Annotated in this window: 15 protein-coding genes and 1 pseudogene; 9 read left to right on the forward strand and 7 right to left on the reverse strand. The window is 65.6% G+C overall.

Translation table 11 applies throughout. The features are described 5' to 3' along the window. Window positions 1–302 precede the first annotated feature (302 nt). The 4 genes from ACEXQC_RS00735 (at window position 303) to ACEXQC_RS00750 (ending at window position 2954) form a co-directional block, all read left to right on the forward strand. Complete coding sequence (locus ACEXQC_RS00735) at window positions 303–788, forward strand: TIR domain-containing protein (protein ID WP_374818815.1); 486 nt, start codon at window positions 303–305, stop codon at window positions 786–788. A gap of 70 nt (window positions 789–858) precedes the next feature. Further along, window positions 859–1839: a DUF6602 domain-containing protein gene (locus tag ACEXQC_RS00740; RefSeq protein ID WP_374817338.1), complete on the forward strand. Its 981-nt coding sequence runs from the start codon at window positions 859–861 to the stop codon at window positions 1837–1839. Between the two features lie 246 nt (window positions 1840–2085). Further along, window positions 2086–2412, forward strand: a complete 327-nt coding sequence (locus tag ACEXQC_RS00745) for a hypothetical protein (RefSeq protein WP_374817339.1) — start codon at window positions 2086–2088, stop codon at window positions 2410–2412. Then, window positions 2409–2954 carry a DNA/RNA helicase domain-containing protein gene (locus ACEXQC_RS00750; RefSeq protein WP_374817341.1) on the forward strand — a complete coding sequence of 182 codons (546 nt, stop codon included), beginning with the start codon at window positions 2409–2411 and terminating at the stop codon, window positions 2952–2954. The genes ACEXQC_RS00745 and ACEXQC_RS00750 overlap by 4 nt, the downstream gene beginning before the upstream one ends. Before the next feature lie 1038 nt (window positions 2955–3992). On the opposite strand, the gene ACEXQC_RS00755 is transcribed toward ACEXQC_RS00750, so the two are convergent. Next, window positions 3993–4718, reverse strand: coding sequence for a DUF8453 domain-containing protein (locus ACEXQC_RS00755; protein WP_374817343.1), 726 nt, complete (start codon window positions 4716–4718; stop codon window positions 3993–3995). Window positions 4719–5070: 352 nt separating this feature from the next. On the opposite strand from ACEXQC_RS00755, the pseudogene ACEXQC_RS00760 reads away from it, so the two are divergent. Then, a pseudogene (locus ACEXQC_RS00760) lies at window positions 5071–6170 on the forward strand (type I restriction endonuclease). Between the two features lie 192 nt (window positions 6171–6362). On the opposite strand, the gene proA reads toward ACEXQC_RS00760, so the two are convergent. Beyond that, the gene (gene proA / locus ACEXQC_RS00765) at window positions 6363–12902 is read right to left on the reverse strand and encodes an anti-phage protein ProA (RefSeq protein ID WP_374817345.1); all 6540 of its coding nucleotides are present in this window, start codon (window positions 12900–12902) and stop codon (window positions 6363–6365) included. A 608-nt stretch (window positions 12903–13510) separates the two neighbouring features. Between proA and ACEXQC_RS00770 the strand changes: the two genes are divergently transcribed. The 3 genes from ACEXQC_RS00770 to ACEXQC_RS00780 all read left to right on the forward strand — a co-directional run bounded on the left by ACEXQC_RS00770 (window position 13511) and on the right by ACEXQC_RS00780 (window position 15099). Next, window positions 13511–13810 (forward strand): type II toxin-antitoxin system RelE/ParE family toxin, encoded by a 300-nt coding sequence (locus ACEXQC_RS00770; RefSeq protein WP_374817347.1) that lies wholly within the window; start codon window positions 13511–13513, stop codon window positions 13808–13810. After that, window positions 13803–14120 (forward strand): XRE family transcriptional regulator, encoded by a 318-nt coding sequence (locus ACEXQC_RS00775; RefSeq protein WP_374817349.1) that lies wholly within the window; start codon window positions 13803–13805, stop codon window positions 14118–14120. The genes ACEXQC_RS00770 and ACEXQC_RS00775 overlap by 8 nt, the downstream gene beginning before the upstream one ends. Before the next feature lie 370 nt (window positions 14121–14490). Further along, window positions 14491–15099, forward strand: coding sequence for a hypothetical protein (locus ACEXQC_RS00780; protein WP_374817350.1), 609 nt, complete (start codon window positions 14491–14493; stop codon window positions 15097–15099). Window positions 15100–15549: 450 nt separating this feature from the next. On the opposite strand, the gene ACEXQC_RS00785 is transcribed toward ACEXQC_RS00780, so the two are convergent. Next, complete coding sequence (locus ACEXQC_RS00785) at window positions 15550–16869, reverse strand: serine hydrolase domain-containing protein (RefSeq protein ID WP_374817352.1); 1320 nt, start codon at window positions 16867–16869, stop codon at window positions 15550–15552. 10 nt (window positions 16870–16879) lie between these two features. Next, entirely contained in the window at window positions 16880–18181 is a 1302-nt protein-coding gene (locus tag ACEXQC_RS00790; protein ID WP_374817354.1) for a M23 family metallopeptidase, read from the reverse strand. A 286-nt stretch (window positions 18182–18467) separates the two neighbouring features. Between ACEXQC_RS00790 and ACEXQC_RS00795 the strand changes: the two genes are divergently transcribed. Beyond that, a complete protein-coding gene (locus tag ACEXQC_RS00795; RefSeq protein WP_374817357.1) occupies window positions 18468–19808 on the forward strand; it encodes a serine hydrolase domain-containing protein in 1341 nt (446 codons plus the stop codon). A gap of 21 nt (window positions 19809–19829) precedes the next feature. Here the strand turns inward: ACEXQC_RS00795 and ACEXQC_RS00800 are convergent, their stop codons facing one another. From ACEXQC_RS00800 to ACEXQC_RS00810, 3 genes are all read right to left on the reverse strand, one after another. Next, the gene (locus ACEXQC_RS00800) at window positions 19830–20504 is read right to left on the reverse strand and encodes a Fic/DOC family protein (RefSeq protein WP_374817359.1); all 675 of its coding nucleotides are present in this window, start codon (window positions 20502–20504) and stop codon (window positions 19830–19832) included. Beyond that, window positions 20491–20664: an antitoxin VbhA family protein gene (locus tag ACEXQC_RS00805; protein WP_374817362.1), complete on the reverse strand. Its 174-nt coding sequence runs from the start codon at window positions 20662–20664 to the stop codon at window positions 20491–20493. The genes ACEXQC_RS00800 and ACEXQC_RS00805 overlap by 14 nt, the downstream gene beginning before the upstream one ends. 111 nt (window positions 20665–20775) lie before the next feature. After that, window positions 20776–20985, reverse strand: a complete 210-nt coding sequence (locus ACEXQC_RS00810; RefSeq protein WP_374817364.1) for a hypothetical protein — start codon at window positions 20983–20985, stop codon at window positions 20776–20778. Window positions 20986–21004 lie beyond the last annotated feature (19 nt).

Here is a 21004-nt window from a genome sequence, read left to right on the forward strand (position 1 = left end):
TATCGCCAATGGTTCCTCCGGTGGTAGCCGCTCCGAGGCTATCGGACCTGAGCCTGTATCAGCGTCGACATGCTTTCCCTCGCCGACACGGCGGATTGGGGGTCAGCGCACTAATACCCCTACCGTCACGACACACGCCCAACGTGACCTGAGCGTCCGACGGTATCGTGACGGATATGCCGGATCTTTCTTCTGTCGAGAACTACGTCCTCTCGCATGCGGGCGCTGACAAAGCATTCGTGAAGGAGGTCGCTACCCGCATCCGCTTTGCCGGACGGGATCGTTTTCTCGACGCTTGATCCATCGGTGCTGGGGAATCGACTCCTGGTGCGATTGCTGAAGCCATTCGGTCATTTGAGGCACTGGTCCTGTTCTGGTCTAGTGCGGCCGATTCATCGGCGTGGGTGCGGCGAGAATTCCAAGCTGGCCCAACGCGGTTTATCGAGGATGACAGTCGCCTCTTGGTCGTTGTGCGGCTCGACGAATCCGAGGTTCCGGAACTCGTAAGAGACCTGAAGTGGATTGACGCCGCGGACGAGGACGCCGACAGGGTTGCGAACGAGCTACTGGGTCTCAGCGCAGGCGATCGATTGAAAGCCATGCAGCGCTATCTCGATTCAATGGAGATCCGCGTCGAGTACTTTCCGGGATTCGGCGCCATGGTCGCTTGCCCCAGGTGTGGGCGCACCGTTGACAACATCGACTGCAAAGTCAGGTGGGAGGGCGACGACGAATACTCCTTCCTTACTTGCAAGGTCTGCGGATGGCACTACGCCAGTGAAATGTGAGAGGAGCGCTGGGGCGCGGGCGGCGGATCTGGCTACGCCGCCCGGCGGCATCCTGGTGTTGTATATGACGATGACGGAAGAATCTCCTCAGGACGCTGACAGCAAGGAACGGCCGCATGAGCTGGCGGTTTTTCTTGGTCAAGACTTAGCGGAGATTAGTTCTGAGTACGCGCGCATTCGGGCGCGAACGACTGAGGATCCCGGAACGGCGGGGGACGAGGGTGAGGAGAACTGGGCCGAGTTGTTGCGGCTGTGGCTTCCGGCCACTTACACCGTTGTAACCAGGGGAAGGATCTTAGGAACTGACGGAGCAGCCAGTCCCCAGGTTGATGTCATCGTATTGAAACCCTCCTACCCGCAGCGCCTCCTGACGAAAAAGGTCTACTTGGTCAGCGGGGTGGCTGCGGTATTCGAGTGCAAGACGACTCTGACTGCGGCGCACATCAAGTCGGCGTTCAGCACGGCGAAGATAGTCAAGAATATGAGTGCGCTCGGCGAGGGTACGTTCCAGAGGGAGCTTAAGCGTGGGCCAATATTCGGACTTGTAGCTCACAGCCATTCTTGGAACTCAGCTCAGTCCACGCCCCTCGCGAACGTAGACTCGACGATCGACGCGCTACATCGCGCTGCGGAACATCCCCGGGACTTGATCGACGTCGTATGCGTGGCTGACCTTGCGTCCTGGAACCTGTTCAGGGTCGCTTACATTGGGCCGGTCGTGATAGCTAAGGAGCAATGGGAACATCTCCGGCCCATCTATGGGCTTCCCGCTGAAGGGGGCGTTATGACCACATTCCCGCGAAGAGACGATTCATCTCCTTCCAACCCAGTAGCCGTGCTCGTCGCGTTGCTTCTTCAGGCGCTTGCTTGGGAAGATCCTGGAATGCGGCCGCTGGCCGACTATTTCAGACTTGCCGGCCTCTGGGGTGCCGGGGGCGGTGATACCAAGAATTGGCCTTTGAGCGATGTTTACTCGCCTCAGACGATCGCCGGCATAGCCGGGCACGCTGTCGCGTCCGGATGGGATGAATGGGCGATAGGGAACGCCTAGTGCTCCTTGGTTGAATCGCTGGAGCGCTGCCACCTCATTCCGTCGCCTCAAAACTGAACGCCCGTTCCTGGGTATGGCGCCCAACATGCCATGTGGCACGGTTCGCGAAATCAGTGAAGCGCCCTGAGTTTGTTGGAGGCTCCTGATGCTCCTCCACGACCTCCGCATTGGCTTCGTCATCCCGCAGCAGTCGCTCCGCAAATCGACGCAGAAGGTCTTTCGCAGACCCGCGACCTCGACCCGTCGATGGTTCTGACGGCGTTCGACGTGGGGGAGTTGGAGCAGGACTTCGAGGTTCTTATCGTCGATGAGAATCATCGCCTTGGCCTCCGCGCGAACCAGCCGGCCGCAGCAATGAACATCAAGTTCCGCGACATCACGACGAGGCGGTTCGGCCACGACGACACATCGAAGACCCAGCTCGACTGGATCGCGGCCAAGAGCACCCACCAGATTTTCCTGGTCGACCCCGCGCAGAGCGTGAAGCCGGCCGATATCCCGATCGCGGCCCTCGAGCGGCTTGTCACCGATGCCAAGGCAGCCGCCACCACCACCCCCTCCTCTCGCAGATGAGGGTGCGTGCCGGTTCCGACTACGTCGGTCACGGGAGACGGATGCTCGGTGCCGCAACGGGGTCAGGATCGCAGCCGCCCGCATCTGTCCCCTACTTCGGCGACTACGACTTCCGGATGTTCGACGACGCTTCCGAGATGCGTGCGGAGATCGTGCGCCGAGACTGCGAGGTCGGCCTGTCATGCCTGGTCGCGGGCTACGCCTGGGAGTGGAAGACGAAGGGCAAGAAGTCGGGTCACGACATCGAGATCGGCGAGCTGCGGATGCGCTGGAACAGCACCCAGACTGACTGGATCGCGTCGCCGGGCTCTCTCGACGAGGTGGGTTCGATCCACACGGCGCAAGGCTACGACCTCAACTACGCTGGCGTGATCATCGGCCCCGACCTCCGCTTCGACACCACCACCGGCCGCATCGTCGTCGACCGCGCCTCGTACCTCGACAAAAAGGCAGGGAGGCTAACAAGGCCCTCGGTCCCATCCACTCCAACAACGACCTGCTCTGGTACAGTCACAACGTCTACGCTGTGCTGCTCACGCTAGGTATCCGAGGCACCTACGTCTACGTCCACGTCCCGGCGCTGCGGGCGCATCCGCGCAAATACGTGACTCGTTAGAAGCGCAAACTCGCAACCTAGTCCGCTGCGTCTACGTACCCCTGTAACAACTCCTTGACGACATCTGTAAGCGTGCGCCCTTGCCGCGCTGCCTTTGCCTGAGCGGCCGAATACAGCTCCGGTGGAATCCGAAACGACTTGTGGGGCGTCTTTGGCTGGTTGGGCATTGACTCATCGTGCCAGAGTCTCGTCCCCTCCGAGTCCTTGCGAGGTGTACATCCACCCCCTACAATAGGTGGTATGACACCTTCGGTCGCTTTCGTCTCAGTACTCATCCCCGCGGAACTTGCAGAGGCATTCGAGAGCAGGGCATGGGAAGACGACTTGTGCGCAGAGGAAGCTCTCATCCGCTTGCTCTCAAATTGGGTGAACGATCCCGAGCCGAAGCTCGGTGGGACAGACGCGACCGAGGCCCCGCACGGCACGACCGGCGTCGGCAAAGTCGAACCCGCTTCCCGCGTCTCTGGTCTCCGGTATGGCAACAAACTGCGCCGGTGCCGGAATTGTGGAGTTCGCGTGCCCAAGGCGCTTCGCAAAATGCCATGGAAAGCGTGCTCGGATGATTGTGCCGACGAGCTCTGGGTTAGAGCGAACACCGCCAACGCGGAGCTCCTATGATCCTGCGATTGTGGTGCCTCCGGTGAACTCGCCACGGATAGCGACACCTTGTCTAGTTACGAGGTGGGTGCCCTCGTAGACCTGAGGGTCCTGGGATGGACGAAGTTGGCCACAGACACATATACCGCGACAACGCATGGCAACCGACCTTCACTGCCCTCATCGACGTCATCAATGCCCAGAGAAAACTCTGTCTGGTCCAACGAATCTGGGTTGCACTCGAATGCGGCAAGGGCCGCTAACTCTTGTGAAGCGAGTCGAAAATTGATCTCCAGGCACACCCGACTAACTGCGCTAGTGAGTCCACCGATGGAGTACGGATGCGCTACCAATCCCAAGTGGACCGTTAGCCCCGATGGTCAGGATTGCGTCGCAGAAGCTGGTCCACTCTCCGCCGCCGCCAGAACCTGTACTCATCGTCGCGATTAGTGGCGGCCTTCACCTCTGATTGTGAAGCGAACCAAACGTTCAGATTGTCGAGCTTGCTTCCGACCTCTGGAACCGCCTTTGCGATCTTCTCCAATGCAGCTGTCTGTCTTTTGAGCTCGTTGTAACTGTCTTGCTCGAAATCGTCGTCAGCAAGAGCGAGAGCCCACTGGTCCAGATCAAGCACATTTTTATCCGCGTAAGAACGCCCTGCTGAGTCTCGGTACCTCGCGATCGCTGTGAGGCGCCGAGGTGGTGCACCCTGTTGTTCCATCTCGCTCATGGTTGCGACAAAGAAGTTAATTACACGTCCTGGGGCCAGGAACGGCATTGGACCGTCAATGAGCTGGCGCTGGATCGGATCTTGAGCAAGCTCGTCCGAGCCCCGAGGAAGCTGATCCCATTCAAAGTAGATATCGGCTGCGGGAGTGGCGCCGATGTTCTTGATCTCGATCATCAAGATAGCCGTCGATCGAAAAGCAAAATCGACCGTAACGAAAGGACGCGATTGCTCTCGTTGCTGTGCGTAATGCGCTCGAAGTTGTACAAGTGCCAGAGCGGCAGCGAGGACCGCGACGATGAAGGTCGCACATCCCCAAATTGCTTGCCACTCCTGAGCCGTCCATACGCCCACCCAGTCGAACATGCCCACCCCACCTTCGAGCTCATGTTATCGTTCGGGCCACTTGGGCTTAGCTGCAAACTAAAGGCATTGGGGAGGCGGCGCCGTCCAGTTTCACTGCGAAGGTGCCGTCTTCTGACTGAGATTGTTGGCTTCCTTCCATCGTCAAATAGATGTTGAGGCTGAGCAGGCAGGGGCCGTGCGCGTGCGCTCGTGATGGAACGAGGTCAGACCTGCGACCACGAGCCCGCATCGCATCCCGACTTCGCCAACTACTGATTGCGACTCTGACCCGCTGAACCTGCAAGATCGGGATTGAGGTGCGGCAGTTCTGGGAGTCCGAGTCGCTACCCCTGTAGATTTCTTGAAGGATTGCATCCGGAAGGAACTCGATGATGGATCTGCCCCTCAGCCTGAACGGCGGGCTGCGATTCGGACCGAAGAGGCCACGTAGAACGCGTTCATCATGCCGTTCATCTCGACGATCCTCGGGTATGACGTGTTCAACCCTCTGGAGGTCGTTCCTGATTTCACCGCCGACGTAGGGGTGAAGAAGGGGAGAAGATCGACTACGCCATCATGCGTGAGGGTGAGGTGCAGACCCTCATCGAGTGCAAGACGGCGACCGGGCAGCTGAAGATCGAGCACGCGTCGCAGCTGTTCCGGTACTTCGCCGTCACGAATGCGCGGATCGCGGTTCTTACGAACGGGCAGGTGTACAACTTCTACACCGACCTCGACGCACCGAACCGGATGGACGAGAAGCCGTTCCTGGTGCTCGACCTGTCGGACATCGACGAGACACTCATTCCGGAGCTCAAGAAGCTCACGAAGGACGTCTTCGACCTGGACTCCGTGATCAGCGCCGCGGAGGAGCTCAAGTACGTGGGGGCGCTCAAGCTTGAGATCGCGGCGCAGTTCCGCGAGCCGACGGATGAGTGGATCAAGTTCTTCACCTCGCGGGTCTATGACGGGGCGCACACGCAGAAGGTGCGCACGCAGTTCACGACCCTCGTGAGCAAGGCGACTCGTCAGTTCTTGAACGAGCAGGTCAACGATCGACTGAAGACCGCGCTCGGGGCGACGGCGCTGCCTGTGTCTTCTGGCGTCGAGGGGGCCGGCGCGTCCTCGATCACCAGTGAGGCCGCTGCCGAGCGGGACATCGAGGAGAACAACGACGGCATCGAGACGACGTTGGAGGAGCTCGAGGGCTACCAGATCGTGAAGGCGATCGCGTGTGCCGAGGTGAAGCTGCAGCGGGTCGTGCACCGGGACGCGAAGTCGTACTTCGCGATTCTTCTCGACGACAATAATCGCAAGCCGATTGCGCGGCTGTGGTTCAACGGGAAGAAGCAGAAGTACCTGTGGGTGTTCGATGCGGCGAAGATCGAGACGAAGATCCCGATCGAGTCGGTGGACGGCATCTACGAGCATGCGGAGGCGATCCGCTCGGCTGTTCGTATGCACGCGGCGTAGGGGGTTCGTGGCCTGCGGGTCGTGGGCACCGCGAACGAGAGGGTGGGGATGGAGGCTTATCCGGTTGGAGCCATAGGCATCGGGCCTGGCGGGAGCCCGCGCAGCGGGCGGGGGACTATGGCTCCAACCGGATAAGCCTCCATCCCCACCCGGCAACGAGAGTAGACGGCATCCGCCCACGGGTGCCTGGCCTCAGGTCAGGGTCGTGGACTGGATGATGCCGAGGGTCGTGCGGTGGAGGCGTCCGTTCTCTGTGCCCCAGGTCAGGGCCGCGTCGAGGCGGGTGCTGATTGACTCGGTCATTCGTCTGCCGCCGAAGATGGCCAGGGCCTCGCGCTTGAGGTCGGGCTCGGAGAGGCCCGCGGAGGCCTCGGCCGCGATCGACATGGCGTTCGCGATCTCGATCAGCGAGACGTGGTCGAGGGCCCGGCTGTCGCCCTGCTGAGAGGATCGTGCACGGCGCCAGGTTGTGGGGTCGACGTCGGTGGGCCACGCGAACGGCTCGGTCGAGTGGGCCGTCATCTCGGCGGGGACGAACTGCAGGATGGCGGTGGCGCGGGCTTGCGAGACCTTGGTCAGGTCGAACGCTGCCGCGACGAGCTTCGCGAGTCGCACCAGGTGGACCGGGCCCTCGGTCGCCACGATCTCGCGGATCACGGCCTCGACGGCGCGGCCGGCGTCGTGGCGGGGGAGCGCATCCAGTACCGAGATCGAACCCACTGGCCGCGGCACCCACGGGGTGTACGTGTCGATGAGGGCGTCCACGACAGATCCGGCTGACGCCGAGGTGGCGACTGACTTAAGGAACAGGTTGGGCGTGGCCTCTTCGAAGGGAGCCGGCGAGGGGGTGTCGAAGGCCGGTGTGGCGTTGTCGATCTCAACGTCGTCTTCCAGCGCCTGCTCCACCATGGAGTCGACGCGCGCCAGCTGCTCGCCGTTGTCGGCGGCCGCTACGGCGTCGGTGATCGCCAGTTCGAGGCGGTCGAGGACCGCCTCGCGCCCGTGCAGCCACTCCGGGAGCCAGACACGCTCGACGGCCGGCCAGTTCATCAGGTTCCGGAGGACCTCGATGGGGAGGCCGTCGCGGTCGGCGACGGTGCGGCGCGCCTTCCAGGAGTCGCCGTCGAGGAGCACTGCGAGCACGGGGCGGTCGGGGGTGTCCGCGGGCGCGATGCTCAGGTCGACGCGGAAGTCGGAGAGGCCGACGTCGGTCTTCACGGCGAGGCCGCGCATCCGCAGTTCTGCTGCGATCTCGTCGCGGTGGCGGTCGAAGATCGCGGTGCGGCGAGGGTCGGCTTCGAGGGCGTCGGAGCCGCGGGTGGCCATCTCGAGGTACGACTTGAGGTGCTTCACTCCCACCGAGCTCGTCTGCTCGGCCCGCAGCTCGGAGGGGTCGAAGCTCGCGAAGAGCAGCACCTGGCGTCGTGCTCGCGTGACCGCCACGTTGAGTCGGCGTTCGCCGCCGGCGCGCTGAAGCGGCCCGAAGTTGAGGGGGAGGAAGCCCTTATCGTTCACGCTGAAGGCGATCGAGAAGAGGATCGCGTCGCGCTCGTCACCCTGCACGTTCTCGAGGTTCTTCACGAACAGGCCCTCGCTGTCGTGGTCGAGAGCCTTCAGGATCCGCTCGTCGCCGGTGTCGCGGAGCAGGTTTTCGATGAAGTCGCGCTGCTGGGCGTTGAACGTGACGACGCCGAGCGACGGTGCCTCGAATTCGGCCAGTGGCACGTTCGCCTGTGCCTCGGCGGCGGTGTCGAATCGTCGGCGGATGTCGGCCACGATCGCCTCGGCCTCGATGCGGTTGGTGCGGAGCTCCTTGCCCTTGCCGGAGCGGTTGAAGATACCGTTCACGCGCACCATCGACACCCCGTAGCCGTCGAGGGAGTCGCGCTCGGCGGACCGGAGGGGGGCCGGGAAGGAGGAGAGGCGGCTCTCGTAGTAGTGGTGGTTGCTGAACGTGATGAGCGACTCGTCCTGGCTGCGGTAGTGCCACGACAGCCACTTGCTCGGCACCTGCGACTGCACGCACTCGGAGAGGATCGACTCCTCGTCGGGTACGGCCTCGGCCGAGAGGTCGATCTCGTCGTCGGCGTCGATGGCGGCCTCGCCGAAGCTGGTGGGGGGCATCTGCTTGCTGTCGCCCACGACGACGACCGAGGTGCCCCGGCCCATCGCGCCCACCGCATCCGCCACCCGGATCTGCGAGGCCTCGTCGAACACCACGATGTCGAACAGGCCCGGCTTGGCGGGGAAGAAGCGGGCGACCGACTCGGGGGACATCAGGGTGATCGGCAGGATCTGGGTGATGAGCTCGCCGAAGGTGTCGAGCAGGGTGCGCACGCTCATGCCGCCGCGCTGGCGTTCGAGCTGGCGGCGGAGCAGGCCGACCTGGCCGGCCGGTGCGGAGGAGTCGAAGCGTCGGAGGTTCAGGACGTGGGCGGGGATGGCGTTGGGCAGTTCGGCCCGGATGGCCAGGGCGCTCGTGGTGAATCGCTCGATGGAGCGGTTGTGGGCGGTGGGGTCGAAGTCGGCGAGCCCGGTGCTCTGCTCGCGCTCGTCGACGGAGGCGGCGGCCAGTCCCTTCTCGAATGACAGGCGGGCGTCGTCGGCCGAGAGCTCGCCGACCAGGAGAGCCTTGACGGCGTCGGTCATTCCGCGACGCCGGAGGGGTTCGAGGGCCCGGGAGAACGCGAGCCAACGGTTGAGGGCGACGGGGGTGGGGGAGTCGAGGTTCCGACCGGCCCGGGTGGCGGCCCAGGCGTCGAAGAAGCCGCGGTTCGTCGGCGTCTGTGCCCACAAGTCGAGATCGTTCGCCGTGGTGTGCGCTGCGGCAATGAGTTCGGCCCACGCCGTGGCGAGGGCGGCCGTGGCGGCGGAGCGGTTCGCGTCGGGCGCTGTTGTCTCGTAGAGTCGGCGGATCTCGGCGGTGAAGGCGTCGGGTTCTTCTCCGGGCATCTCCCCGGGCCGCACGCCGATCGTCGAGCCGACCCAGCGCAGCCAGGCGATCTGCGCGACTACGGATTCCGCGTCGGCCGGGCGCAGCGGGTTCCAGTCCGGGGCGATGCGCACCCCCTCGAGCTGCTGAGCGGCGACCCGGAGGGTGTGCACGTGATCGGCCGATTCGGCGATCTGGCCGGTGAGGGTCGCGAGCTGCTTCAGGTCGACGGCGTCGGGGGACCGCAGCACCGAGAACAGCCTTGCGGCCACTGCGCGTCGCTTCTTCTTGCGGCCGAAGAAGCCGGACTGGTCAGCGGCCAGGGCGCCGGCGTGGATGCCTGACACGTCCAGGGTGACCGCTTCCGGCTGGGCCTGCTGCAGCCAGGCCGGTGGTGTCTGCGCGAGGGCGGTGAGCTGGTCGACGACCGGTTGGGCCGCTCGATTCCAGTCGCTCGGCGATGCGGCGTCTCTCGCGGCATCGACCGCTGCGAGAGGTTCGCGCTGGTAGCCGTCGATGCGCGACCAGTCTGCGAGCTGTTCGGGGGAGTGCGCGAGCGCAATGAACTCCCACGCTGCTCCAGAGTCGAGGGCCGCCGCGATCGTTGTGTCGAGATTCTGCGCGGCGGTATGGGTGGCGGCCGGATCGATGGGGTTCTCCGGCCTGTCGACGACGAATCCCCACGGGTTCACCCGCTGGGGCCTCACGTAGTCGGCTGTCTCGGGGAGGTCGCGGAGGGCCGTGCGGATGGCGTCGAAGTCGTCGGACGACCCGCCCGAGACCAGCGATGCCGGCACCGGGAGCTCGGGCACGAAGGCATCCGCCGCGAGCTCGCTCGTGCGGGCGGAGTAGAGGGAGAGCCCGGCGGGGTTGCTCTCATGCAGGCGGTCGGCGTAGCGCGACAGGCTGCGGCGGTTCGAGTTCGCGATCTCGAGGTTCGTGCTGAGTGCGGCGCCGTCGGTGGTGACCCGGTGCTCGAGAGCGGACTTGATCTGAGCACGCACCGCGGCGGGCCGGGCGCCCTTGTCGTGCAGGTCGAGGGAGAACGGGGCGAGACCGATCTCCTCCAGACGGCGCTGCACCACGCTGAGTGCGGCGCGCTTCTCGGCCACGAACAGCACACGCTTGCCGTCGGTGAGGGCCTTCGCCAGGACGTTGGTGATGGTCTGCGACTTGCCGGTGCCGGGAGGGCCCTCGAGCACGAACGTCCTGCCCTGCGCGGCCTCGGCCACCGCCTCCAGCTGCGAGGAGTCGGCCGGGACCGGACACTGCGCACTCAGCGCGTCGAGGTCGACGGCGTTCTCGGCCGTGGCGGCCTGCACCGGGTCGACGAACGCCGCGGTCGGTGTCTCGATCAGGTGCTTCACGAGCGGGTTGCCGGCGAGGGACTCCCAGTTCTCGTCGAGGTCCTTCCAGAGCCGGAACTTGGCGAACTGCAGGATGCCCAGGTTGACGGTGTCCTCGACCCGGAACGGGAGGTGCGTATCCAGCATGGCCTGGCGGGTGGCGGTGAAGGCGGCCTGCAGGTCGATGCCCGCGCTATCCTGAGCCGGATCGGCGAGGCCCGGGATCTTCAGGTCGTAAGCCTGCGAGAGCTTCTCGAGCAGGCAGTAGTTGGGAGTGGACGCGCCGGACTCGTCGAGGGTCAAGCGGTAGAGCGAGCCGCGATTGGCGGTCGTCAGTGTCACGGGGACCAGGATGAGCGGCGATCGGAGCTCGCGGTCGTTGAAGGTCCAGTGCAGCATCCCGAAGGCGAGGTAGAGGTTGTTCGCGCCGGTCTCCTCCACGATCGTCTTCGCCTTGTAGGCGAGGTAGCGGAGCTTGGTGGCGTAGGCGTCCTCGGTGATGTCGATGTACGCCTCCTTGCGGTCGGCGAGCAGTTGCGCGCGGGTGTCATCGGGGAGGTCGCGGCCGTACTGGATCTTGCGCTCGCGGTCGACGGCGCCCACCGCGTCGGAGGGTCGTAACGAGAGCTGGATGCCGGAGCTGATCTTGTCTTCGAGGTGCGGGAGAGCGCTGCTCGGCACGGCCAGGGAGTAGCCGGCGCGGTCGGTGAAGTTGATCAGGCGGTTGCGGAGACTCAGGTCGAGGAGGGAGTTCTTCCACTGCGCCACCCGCGGCGGTGCGGCCACACGGGTGGAACCATCGGCCGCGGACGCGGTGGACTCCCGGTCATCCCGCAGGGCGACTCTCGCAGCAACCCTGTACTCGGTGACCACGACGGTGCCGTCAGCGGCGACGGACCGGGATGGGAGCGGGAAGATGCTCGCCGAGCGGGCAGCCCCTACGTCGATCGCACCGATGAATGTGCTCGTCCCTCCCTCGACACGTGCCAGGGCCGCCCTCCTGGCGGCGTCGAAGTCACCCTCTCGGGAGTCGGTGACCGCGGTGGTCTCGATCAGCACGATCTGGCCCAGCGCGGTGCGGTTCAGCAGATCGGCCAGTTCGAAGTCGACCACCGAGCCCATCTCGCTGTTCTGCCGCCAGTAGCCGAGGAAGGCGTGGCCATCGAAGATCCACAGGGTCGAGTTGATGCCCGCCTGCTCGAGTGCCGCGGCGAGCACGACCGTGGTGTCGAGGCACGTGCCGACCTGGCCCTCCAGCACCTCGGCCGGTGTGCGCACCTTCTGGCCGGTGCTCGACCAGCTGGCGGGCGGTTCCGCGTAACGGACGCGCCGTGAACGCATGGCTTCGTAGATCGCCTCGACCGTCGCATCCACTCGGTTCGGATCGTCGAGCTGGTAGCCGGTCATGCTGCGGTCGCCGGTGCGCTTCTCGAGGAGCTCGCCCGCCTCCTGGAGGAGGGGCTGGATGGCTGCCGCGTTGGGCTGCACGTAGGCGGGCAGCAGTTCCATGCCGAGCTGCACCGGGTTGGTGCGCCACTGGGAGGCGGCCAGGACGTCGACCTCCGAGGAGGCCTCGGCGAGTGTGGTTCCCGCTGCGTCGCGCAGGCGGGCGGTGACGCGTCCGGGACGCTGCTCATCGACGGCGAGCATCTTCGCCGGATCGAGGAAGAGGCTGAGTTCGGAGAGGGTGACCGTCGCCTGCTCGGCGAGGTCGATGAGGGTCGTGCTGGGAGTGCCGAGCGAGCCGAAGGCGTCTGTGGCCTCGATCTCGAGCGAGGCGCCCCGCAGCATCTGGCCAGGGTTCGTGATGGTGACGGACTCGAGGGCGGAGAGGCGGGCGTTGGCCAGGGCGTAGCTGACGACGCCGGCCGTGGTGAGGTGGAGGGTGAGGGCGGTGGCTGTGTGCGGCTGGTCGGCCGGGGCGTCATGAACCGCGATCGGCTGGCCCGACGGGGCCTCCGCCGTCGGAGCCGGAGCCGGAGTCGACGTCGTTGCTGTTGTCGTTCCCGCCTCGGTCTCGTTCAGTTGCGCGCCGAGGTCGCGGATCTGCTGGGCGCCGGCCGCATCGTCGATCGCGCTGAGCAGCAGCTCGGCTGTCTGGAGAGCCCTGACGGTGTCGAGGTCGCTGAACTCGCGGTGGTGGGCCCAGGCGTTCCGCACCTCACGCAGCTCCTGCGCGTAGTTCTGGCCCCGCCTCGACAGCCGTTCGGCGAAGGGATGACGGAGGCGCTCGCCGAGGTTCTCGGTGAGCACCCTCAGGATGACGGAGAGGTCGTTCGGCGAATACTCCTTGCCGACGATGCCGCGCTGCGCGTCGCGCAGCTCGAGCACGGCGGTCCACGGCACTCCGGCGCTGAGCCGCGGCGTCAGAACACTCTCCACGAAAGGCTGCAGACCGGAGATGGCGATCTCCAGTGCGCGGCCGACGACTTCACGGTTCTTGCTGGACTCCATGGAGCTGCTCCCGGCGCTGTACGACGATCGAACTCGCAGCGCACGGGCACGTAGTCACTGCGTGAGTCGAGCCTAGTATCGGGGACGCCGCGGCTACACCTGATGATCCTGCCGGGACCGGCGCTGGCGATCCGCTCGGCCGCTCGCACGCCCGCGGCGTAGGGCATTCGTCACGTGCGGGTCATTAGCACCACGAACGAGAGGGTGGGGATGGAGGCTTATCCGGTTGGAGCCGTAGGCATCGGGCCTGGCGGGAGCCCGCGCAGCGGGCGGGGGACTACGGCTCCAACTGGATAAGCCTCCATCCCCACCCGGCAACGTGCATTCTCCGTTCGTCGAGTGAGGGCACTCGATGAGTACAAATTGCTCACGAAGGCCAACCCCTCAGCCCGAGCAAACTCCTCCTCGCAGTACCGAATTGCGAGAAGGAGTCCCATGAATGTCTCACTCTGCAAGGTCTCCCGACCACCCGCATCCGTCTGTGCATCCGCGGTCGGACAGTGTCGCAAAGCCACTGGTGTTCAGAACCCTGGTGTTCTAAAGTGAACCATGTTGGGGATCAATGGGATCTTCGCTTATGGCCCGACGTGGAGGCTCAGATACTTGCCTTGACAGAATCGGACTCTGATCTCTGCGACGAGATCACGGCGCGGATAGACATGCTCGCAGAGCACGGCCCATCCCTCGGGCGTCCAATCGTGGATCGAGTCAAGGGCAGTGCGATCCACAACATGAAGGAACTGCGAGCGGGTTCGATCCGGATCCTCTTTGTCTTCGACGAAGACAGCCGCGGGATTCTCCTGGTGATGGGCGATAAGCGCGGGGATTGGAAGGGCTGGTATCCGCCAGCGATCAAGACCGCAGAAGAACGATTCCACGAGTGGCGGAGAGGTGAAGGCGATGACTGAGAAGCCTGTGAGCTGGAAGCGCACTCGCGCGAAACTCGACCGCGACCCGGAGCGCGTCGCCGCCGCACGCGGCGCTGCTGAGGCGGAGGCGCTCGCCTACCAGCTTGTAGCGCTTCGCAAGGAGGCTGCTCTGACGCAATCCGAGCTGAGCAAGAGCATGGGTGTGTCGCAGCGTCGGGTGTCTGCAATCGAGCGAGGACAGCTCGAGTCGTTCGAGTTGGACACCATCAAGAACTACGTCGAGGCGCTCGGTGGCCATGTTCGCGTGGTCGCTGACTTCGGGGATCGCAGCTTCACGCTCGCCAGCTGACCGCTACGCTGCGGCCCGGTTCGCGTAGGGGCTATCCCGCCTCCTCCTTCGCCTGGAGCTCTCGGCGATAGCTGGTTCAGCGGCCGACTTTGCGTTGCCTTACACCGACGACGAGCAGCACATCGCAGACGACCGCGAGGCCGATGTAGAGCTAGGTGGGGTCGCCGGCCGTGGTGCTTCCCGGGATCAGGTTCGCGCCCTGGCCTGCGAAGAGGGCTCCGAGCAGCAGGGCGAAAGCGAGACTGTGTGACTGACCCCCTGCGGGCGACTCCGGGGAGCTCGACATATGGGTAGAAATTGCTCAGAACACCTGGCCGAAGTCCCGGAGAAGGATGGCCCTCGACCCTACAAACGTTGAGGAGAGGCTCCGATGAGGACATCGTTTCGCTTGCTGACCGTGCCATTCGTTCTTCTGTCGCTCGGGTTTGGAGGCGCACCAGCCAATGCGGCGAGTGATCAAGCGTCACCACCTGACAATTCGGTCGAGCTGTGCGCCGGCAACTCGCTCGTCACGACGGATGCCGAGGGGCAACCGCTCAGCAGTGAGGTCGTAGCGGTGGCCATGGCTCAGGTTCAGCACCTCTGCGATGTCGGGGTCGGCAGCTCGATCACCATGGAGGAGTACCTCGCGTCGATCGACCGTCCCGAGCAGCTCAGGTCTTACGCGAATGTTGTGGCGCAGATCAGCTCCAGGCCGGGAAACATGGGTATCAGTGCATACGCCAACTCGATTCCCCGCGACAAGAAAACGAAGGTTCTCGGTTGCATCTATCGGATGCAGCCCGTGACCGGCCCCTCCAAGGCGTGGTCGAGTTGTGGCACGGCGGGGCCGTCGACGACTTCGACGTATCTCACCACTCGAGGCAATGACTTCTGCCCGGTCAAGGGTACGAGGTGGGAGGCGATTGCCGATCTGTCGGTGAACGGATCGATCGTGCAGAGCGACAGCGAGGTCAAGGTCGCGCTGGGACGTCGATGACGCGACTTTCAGGTGCAGCGCCACGGTTGGTGGTCGTTGACGAGCTCCTGGCGCTATCCGGTGGCATCCGCTACGTAGTGTCTTTCGTCGAGTTGTGGGCCTGGGGGACAGTCGTCCGCATGGTCGGGCTCTCTGATGGGTTCGTCGCTCGGATGCTTGAGCATGACCTGTCGCTTCGCGACGATACGGGTCGGAGCTATCCGCATAAGGCGACGACCTCCGGCGGGATGGTGTTGTCGGAAGAAGTGGTCGTCGGCTTCACGGGCGTCCTTGACCCGGCGGCACGAAGAGTCGATCTTGTGCGAGGGAACTCCGGCCACGTCGTGGCATCGGCCGGAGTGGCGGGACCGTCGGTCTAACTGCAATGCCCTAGTCGAAGCGCACGACGTCGCGGTGGAGGGGCATCCAGTTCTCGGGGTCGGTCGGGTCGGTGGCGCCGGCCCACCGGGGCTACCGCTTCTGGCCCGGGCCTACGTAGGGGTTGCCGAGGGCCGTCGTGATGGACGTCGCCACTCGCAGGGCGGGTGAGGAGCAGGGGAGGTCGACCGTCGGGTTGTCGGTGATCGTGGCGCCCTCTGGGCAGTCGCCCGAGGCGATGTCGCTGTTCGTCATGGTGATGAGGGTGATGTCGTTCGCCGTGTCGTAGAGCATCACGGTGTTGAAGCCGGGCAGCTCGCCGGTGTGGCCGATCCAGCCTCCGGCGCACGTGATCGCCAGGCCGTACCCCGAGTAGTCGTCGAAGCCGGTGAGGCGTTCGCGCTGCAGCTCGGGTGACAGCAGGCCCGATCCGGTGGCCTGGTGGCGCGCATAGGTGGCGAGGTCGGCGGCGGTGGTGATCAGCTCGCCGGCGGTCCAGCCCCACGACGGGTTCCAGTCGGTGGCGTTCGCGGGCGCATCCGGTGTCGCCGTCTCGCCCTGCAGCGTGAAGCCCTGCGCGTGCGGCTGCGGGAAGTCGGCGGAGGCGCCGGGCCAGTTCGTGTTCGTGAGGCCGAGCGGCTCGATGATGCGCTCGTCGATCACCTCGTCGAAGGTCTTGCCCGTGATCTTCTCGATCACCTTGCCGATCAGCAGCGTGTTGGTGTTGGAGTAGTCGAAGCTCTCGCCTGGCGCGAACACGGGCGGCAGTGCCAACCCGGTCGAGATCAGCTCGTCGGGCTCCCACACCTTCAGCGGGTCGCCGAAGAACGACGCCTGCCAGGCCTCGTCCTTCGTGTAGCTGGCGAGCCCGCTCGACATGTCGGCGAGCATGCGGAGCGTCACCTCGTCGCCGTTCGGAACGCCCTCGAGGTAGTCGGAGACGGGATCGTCCAGTCCAGCATCGCCCTCGTCGACCAGCTGCAGCAGCAGGGTGCCGGTGAACGTCTTCGAGATCGAGCCGACCCGGTGGTGCATGCCGGTGGTCATCGGGGCGCCGGTCGCCGGGTCGGCGACGCCGTAGGCCTGCAGGAACAGGCCGTCGGGCGACTGCACGGCGACGATCGTGCCGGGAGCAGCCGCATCGGCGAAACCCTGGCGGGCGGCCGCGTCGATGTCGGATGCCGCGGCCTCCGGCATCGGCGAGGTGGGCAGCTCTTCGGTGCGGGCGATCACGGCATCCGGGTCGGTCACGCAGTCGGATGCTGCGGCAGAGGTGGCGCTCGGGGCGGCGGGTGCCGGGTTGCTCGTCGCCGGGGCGGGGGAGGAACTCCCGCCGCCGGCCGAGCAGCCCGCCAGGAGGAGTGATCCGACCACCAGGGTGGCCAGCGAAACCGTGGTTCTTGTCTGCTTCATCGTCGTCTTCCTAGTCGAGCCGCACGACGTCGCGGTCGAGGGGCATCTCGTTCGTGCGGTCACTGGGGTCGGTGGTCTCGAAGGGGAGCCGGCCCGTGGGCTGGAGGCCGAGGTCGTCGTCCCAGATCCGCTCGGTGATCGTGCCGAGCACGGTGAAGTCGTCGAATACCCACGGCAGGCTGTCGGTCGGGAAGAAGGTCGGCTCGGTCTGCAGCTGGAAGTGCAGGTGCGGGGTGGTCGAGTTGCCGCTCGTGCCGATGAGGCCGAGCTCCTGCCCCACCTCCACGGTGTCGCCGACCTTCACCCTCACCGACCCGGGGTCCATGTGCCCGTAGAGCAGGTAGCGGCCGGGCTCGATCTCGACGACGACGTGGTTGCCGACGGTCTCGATGATCGGCGGGATGGGCGGCGGCTCGGGGAGCGAGGTGCTGTTGTCGAACTCGTCGACCGCTCGCACGACGGTTCCGGATGTGGCCGACACGATCGGCTGGCGGTAGGAGAAGTAGCTCTCCGGCTTGCTCGGGTCGCCCTCCCAGGTGACGCCCTCGGCATCCACCTTGTAGAAGTCCACGGCGAAGCGCTGCGGCACGAGGCCCTGGCCGTTGATCGGCGCGAAGCCGTTGCGGTGGTGGGTGAAGTTGCTGCAGCATCCCTCGCTCATCAGCCAGTCTCCCGCCGCCACGGGGGAGGAGACCACCTGCGCATCCGCGTCGCTGATCGTGGTGGTGTTGATGACGGCGTCGACCGGGATGGCCTGACCGTCGGGGCGCTGGATGGCTCCGTTCGCGGTGTGCTGCAGGCGCTCGGGCACGGCGTCGGGGTCGACGGCGACGTCGATCCAGGCGATCCACGTCTCGGACTGGTCGATCGTGATGGGGCCGGTCTCGTCGGTGCCCTCGGCGTCGTCTCCCAGGCGGGTGATGGCGCTCTGGATGTCGTCGGGTCCGATGGTGAGCAGTGTGTCGCCGGTCTCGGCGTCGGCGATGTCGAGCGAATCGACGGCGTAGGGCAGCGAGACGGCGTTGGTGAGGAACAGCTCGTAGGCGAGGTGCACCTTGCCGTCGGTGCCGAGCACGGGGGCCGGGGTCGTGGTCGTCGAGGCCATGAGGGGGGTGAACGAGGTGTCGGGCGTGAGGTCTTCGCCGTCGGCGACGGGTGTCGGGGTCTTCGCGCCGGCCGCGGGCGTTGCTGCAGGTGTCTCCGATGCGGGGCTGCCGGCCGTGCAGCCCGTCAGAAGCAGGAGGCCGGCGAGCCCCAGCGTGAGTGCGGTTGCGGTGGCCGCACGCGGTGAGCTGAGGGGGGTGCGACGCATGGCGACTCCGATGTTCGGCCCGACGAAGACGGGTGGTGGTGGTGTGTGCGGGACGGTCCGCGGAGGCCGGCTCGGCTGCCTCCACGACAACTGTGGCGTGCGAGCCGAGGCGGCACCATGGACCTGAGTCCCCTCTGGCGGGAGGGACATGACCTGGGTCTATGGACGGCTTGCCGCGCCGCGTTCAGACTGGCGTCGCCGCACTCCCTAGTCGTGCGCGACGCCTCGCGTTGCGCGTCCGGGAAGGCCTGCGCGGCCGCCACGACCCCCCGATCGAAGGACCACCGTGATCGCTCCCACGACCGCCGCCCGTGCCGCCGCTCTGGTGGCCGGAGTGCTGCTGCTGGCCGGCTGCACCGGCTCGACGCCCGCGGATCCGGCCGGATCCACCTCCACCCCGTCCTCCACGTCGACCGCGGGTGCTGCGCTCACCGCATCGACCTGCGTGGCGGATCCCGATGCGGCGATCGCGGCGGGCAAGACCGATCAGCCGACGGGCGAGCTGCCCGCCGAACTGGTGAGCTCGCTGGACGCCGCGGCTCAGGCCGCGTTCGATCTCGGGGCCTCGCCCGGCGCCATCGTGGGGGTGCAGACGCCGGAGGGGCGGTGGGAGAAGGCGTACGGGCTCGCCGATCCGGCGGCCGGCACTCCGATGGCCGTCGGCATGCGCACCCGCATCGCCTCGCTGACGAAGATGTACACCGGCACGATCCTGCTGCAGCTGGTGCAGGAGGGGGAGGTGTCGCTCGACGACACGGTCGACACGTACGTCGACGGCATCCCGAACGGCGATCGCATCACGCTCCGTCAGCTCGCGAACATGACGAGCGGGGTCAACACCTACACGGCCAACGACGAGTTCATCACGCAGTACTTCGCCGATCCGACGGCCGGCTTCACGCCCTCGGAGCTCGTCGAGGCGACCGTCGAGGTGTCACCGGCTGCCGAGCCGGGGGAGCGGTTCCTCTACTCCAACGGCAACTCGGTCATCCTCGGCGAGATCATCGAGGAGGTCACCGGGAACGCGATTGCCGACGAGTTGCAGTCGCGCATCCTGGACCCGTTGGAGCTGACGGCGACGGTGTGGCCCGAGTCATCGGCTGCGCTGCCGGAGCCGTTCGCGCGGGGGTTCACCCTGAACGTGGATGCGGCGGGCACGGGTGTGCCCACGGACTCGACCGACTGGAACCCGTCGTGGGCCTGGACGGCCGGCGAGATCATCTCGACCACCGACGACCTGCTGACCATGGGGCGTGCGCTGGGGACCGGTCGGGGCATCCTCGACGATGCGACGCAGAGGGTGCGGCTCGAGAGCTTCCTCGACCCGTCGCAGAGTCCGCCTGCGCCCGGTGCCGGTGGATACGGGCTGCAGATGGGATGCGGTCAGGGGTGGGTGGGGCACGCGGGGGAGCTGTCGGGGTACAACACCACGCAGTTCTACGACACGGCCACGGATACGACGGTGGTCGTGCAGACGAACAGCGACGTCGCCTCCGGTGGGTGCGAGAACTCGCCCACGCTGCAGGACGACCCGGGAGATGAGATCTGCCAGGTGTCGGCGGTGCGCATCTTCGTGGGGCTGTCGTCGGTCCTGGGCGAGACGTACCAGCCGCCCCCGCGCTCGTAGGCGCCATCCGACGGGTCGCCGCTAAGGCGCATCCGCAGGGTTGATGGAAAGCCGTTCGATCTCCGTCGCGATCCACTCGCGGGCCGGACGATCTTGGGGCCGTGCCACGACCTTGTCGAACATCGCGATCAGAGGCTCGAGGTTGCCGTCGTCGGAACCCGCACGCGCAGCAGCATGGTTCTCTTCACCGTGGACGGGGCGCCAGTCGAGCTGCCAGCCGGCTTCGAGGGCGATCCTGTTCCAGAAGATCCGCTGCGTCCTGCCGTTTCCTTCTCGAAACGGGTGGATGTAATTGATCTTCTCGTAGTGGACAGCGAGCCGTTGAATGAAGTCGGCGCGACCCAGCCCTGTGAGGTAGTCCTCTTCGGCTAGCTCGCGGAAACAGATCTCGGCAGCCGACTCGATGAATCCGACGGGCATGAAGAACTCCGCGCCCGGCACGTCCTTTCGAACATCCACGGAGCGCACCTGTCCTGCCCAGTCAAAAACGTCCTGGAAGAGGCGTCGATGGATCTCCTTGAGCTCGCGGAGATCGTTCGTCGACGCGACCGGGTTGTCGAGAAGCTCCAGCGCGCGTGCGAAGGAGAGATCCGCTTCTGCAGCGGCCAACTCCGACACCGAAACTGCCCCGACGATGTTGCGGAGGACCGGTGTGCCGGGTATCAGATAGGGGTCAACGAAATCAGGTGAGGCCATAGCGAGCGCGAACTCGATCGACGAGCTCGCTCGAGTCGATCTCGCCTGCCACGTAGGACTCCGCGTCCGCCCGGGTGTCTGACGTCACGGTCAGCCCTTCGATCTCGGCACTGTGGATCGCCGCCTCCACCTGCAGGGCGCGCGTTTCGGTGATTGTCATCGAAGTCCTCCTGGTGGGCGATTCTATTCCGCGCGTCTGACAACGACACGGAGGCTCACGTGCGCGGGGTGATCGGACCGTTCCCATGCTCGATCACAAGGTGGTCGAGAATCAGCGGCTATCCCTGCGGCGGCGGAGGCCGAGGACTAGGAGGACTGCGCCTACGACCGCTAGGGCCAGGCCTATGTAGAGCCAGGTGGGGTCGCCGGTCATGGAGCTGCCCGGGATCAGGTTCGCGCCCTGGCCTGCGAAGAGGGCTCCGAGGAGCAGGGCCGCGATACCGACGATGATGAGGGTCGTGCGCCCGGCTCTGCTTGTCATGGGTGTCACGCTACTCGGC

The organism is Herbiconiux liukaitaii, from assembly GCF_041927495.1.
GTDB classification, from domain to species: Bacteria; Actinomycetota; Actinomycetes; order Actinomycetales; family Microbacteriaceae; genus Herbiconiux; species Herbiconiux liukaitaii.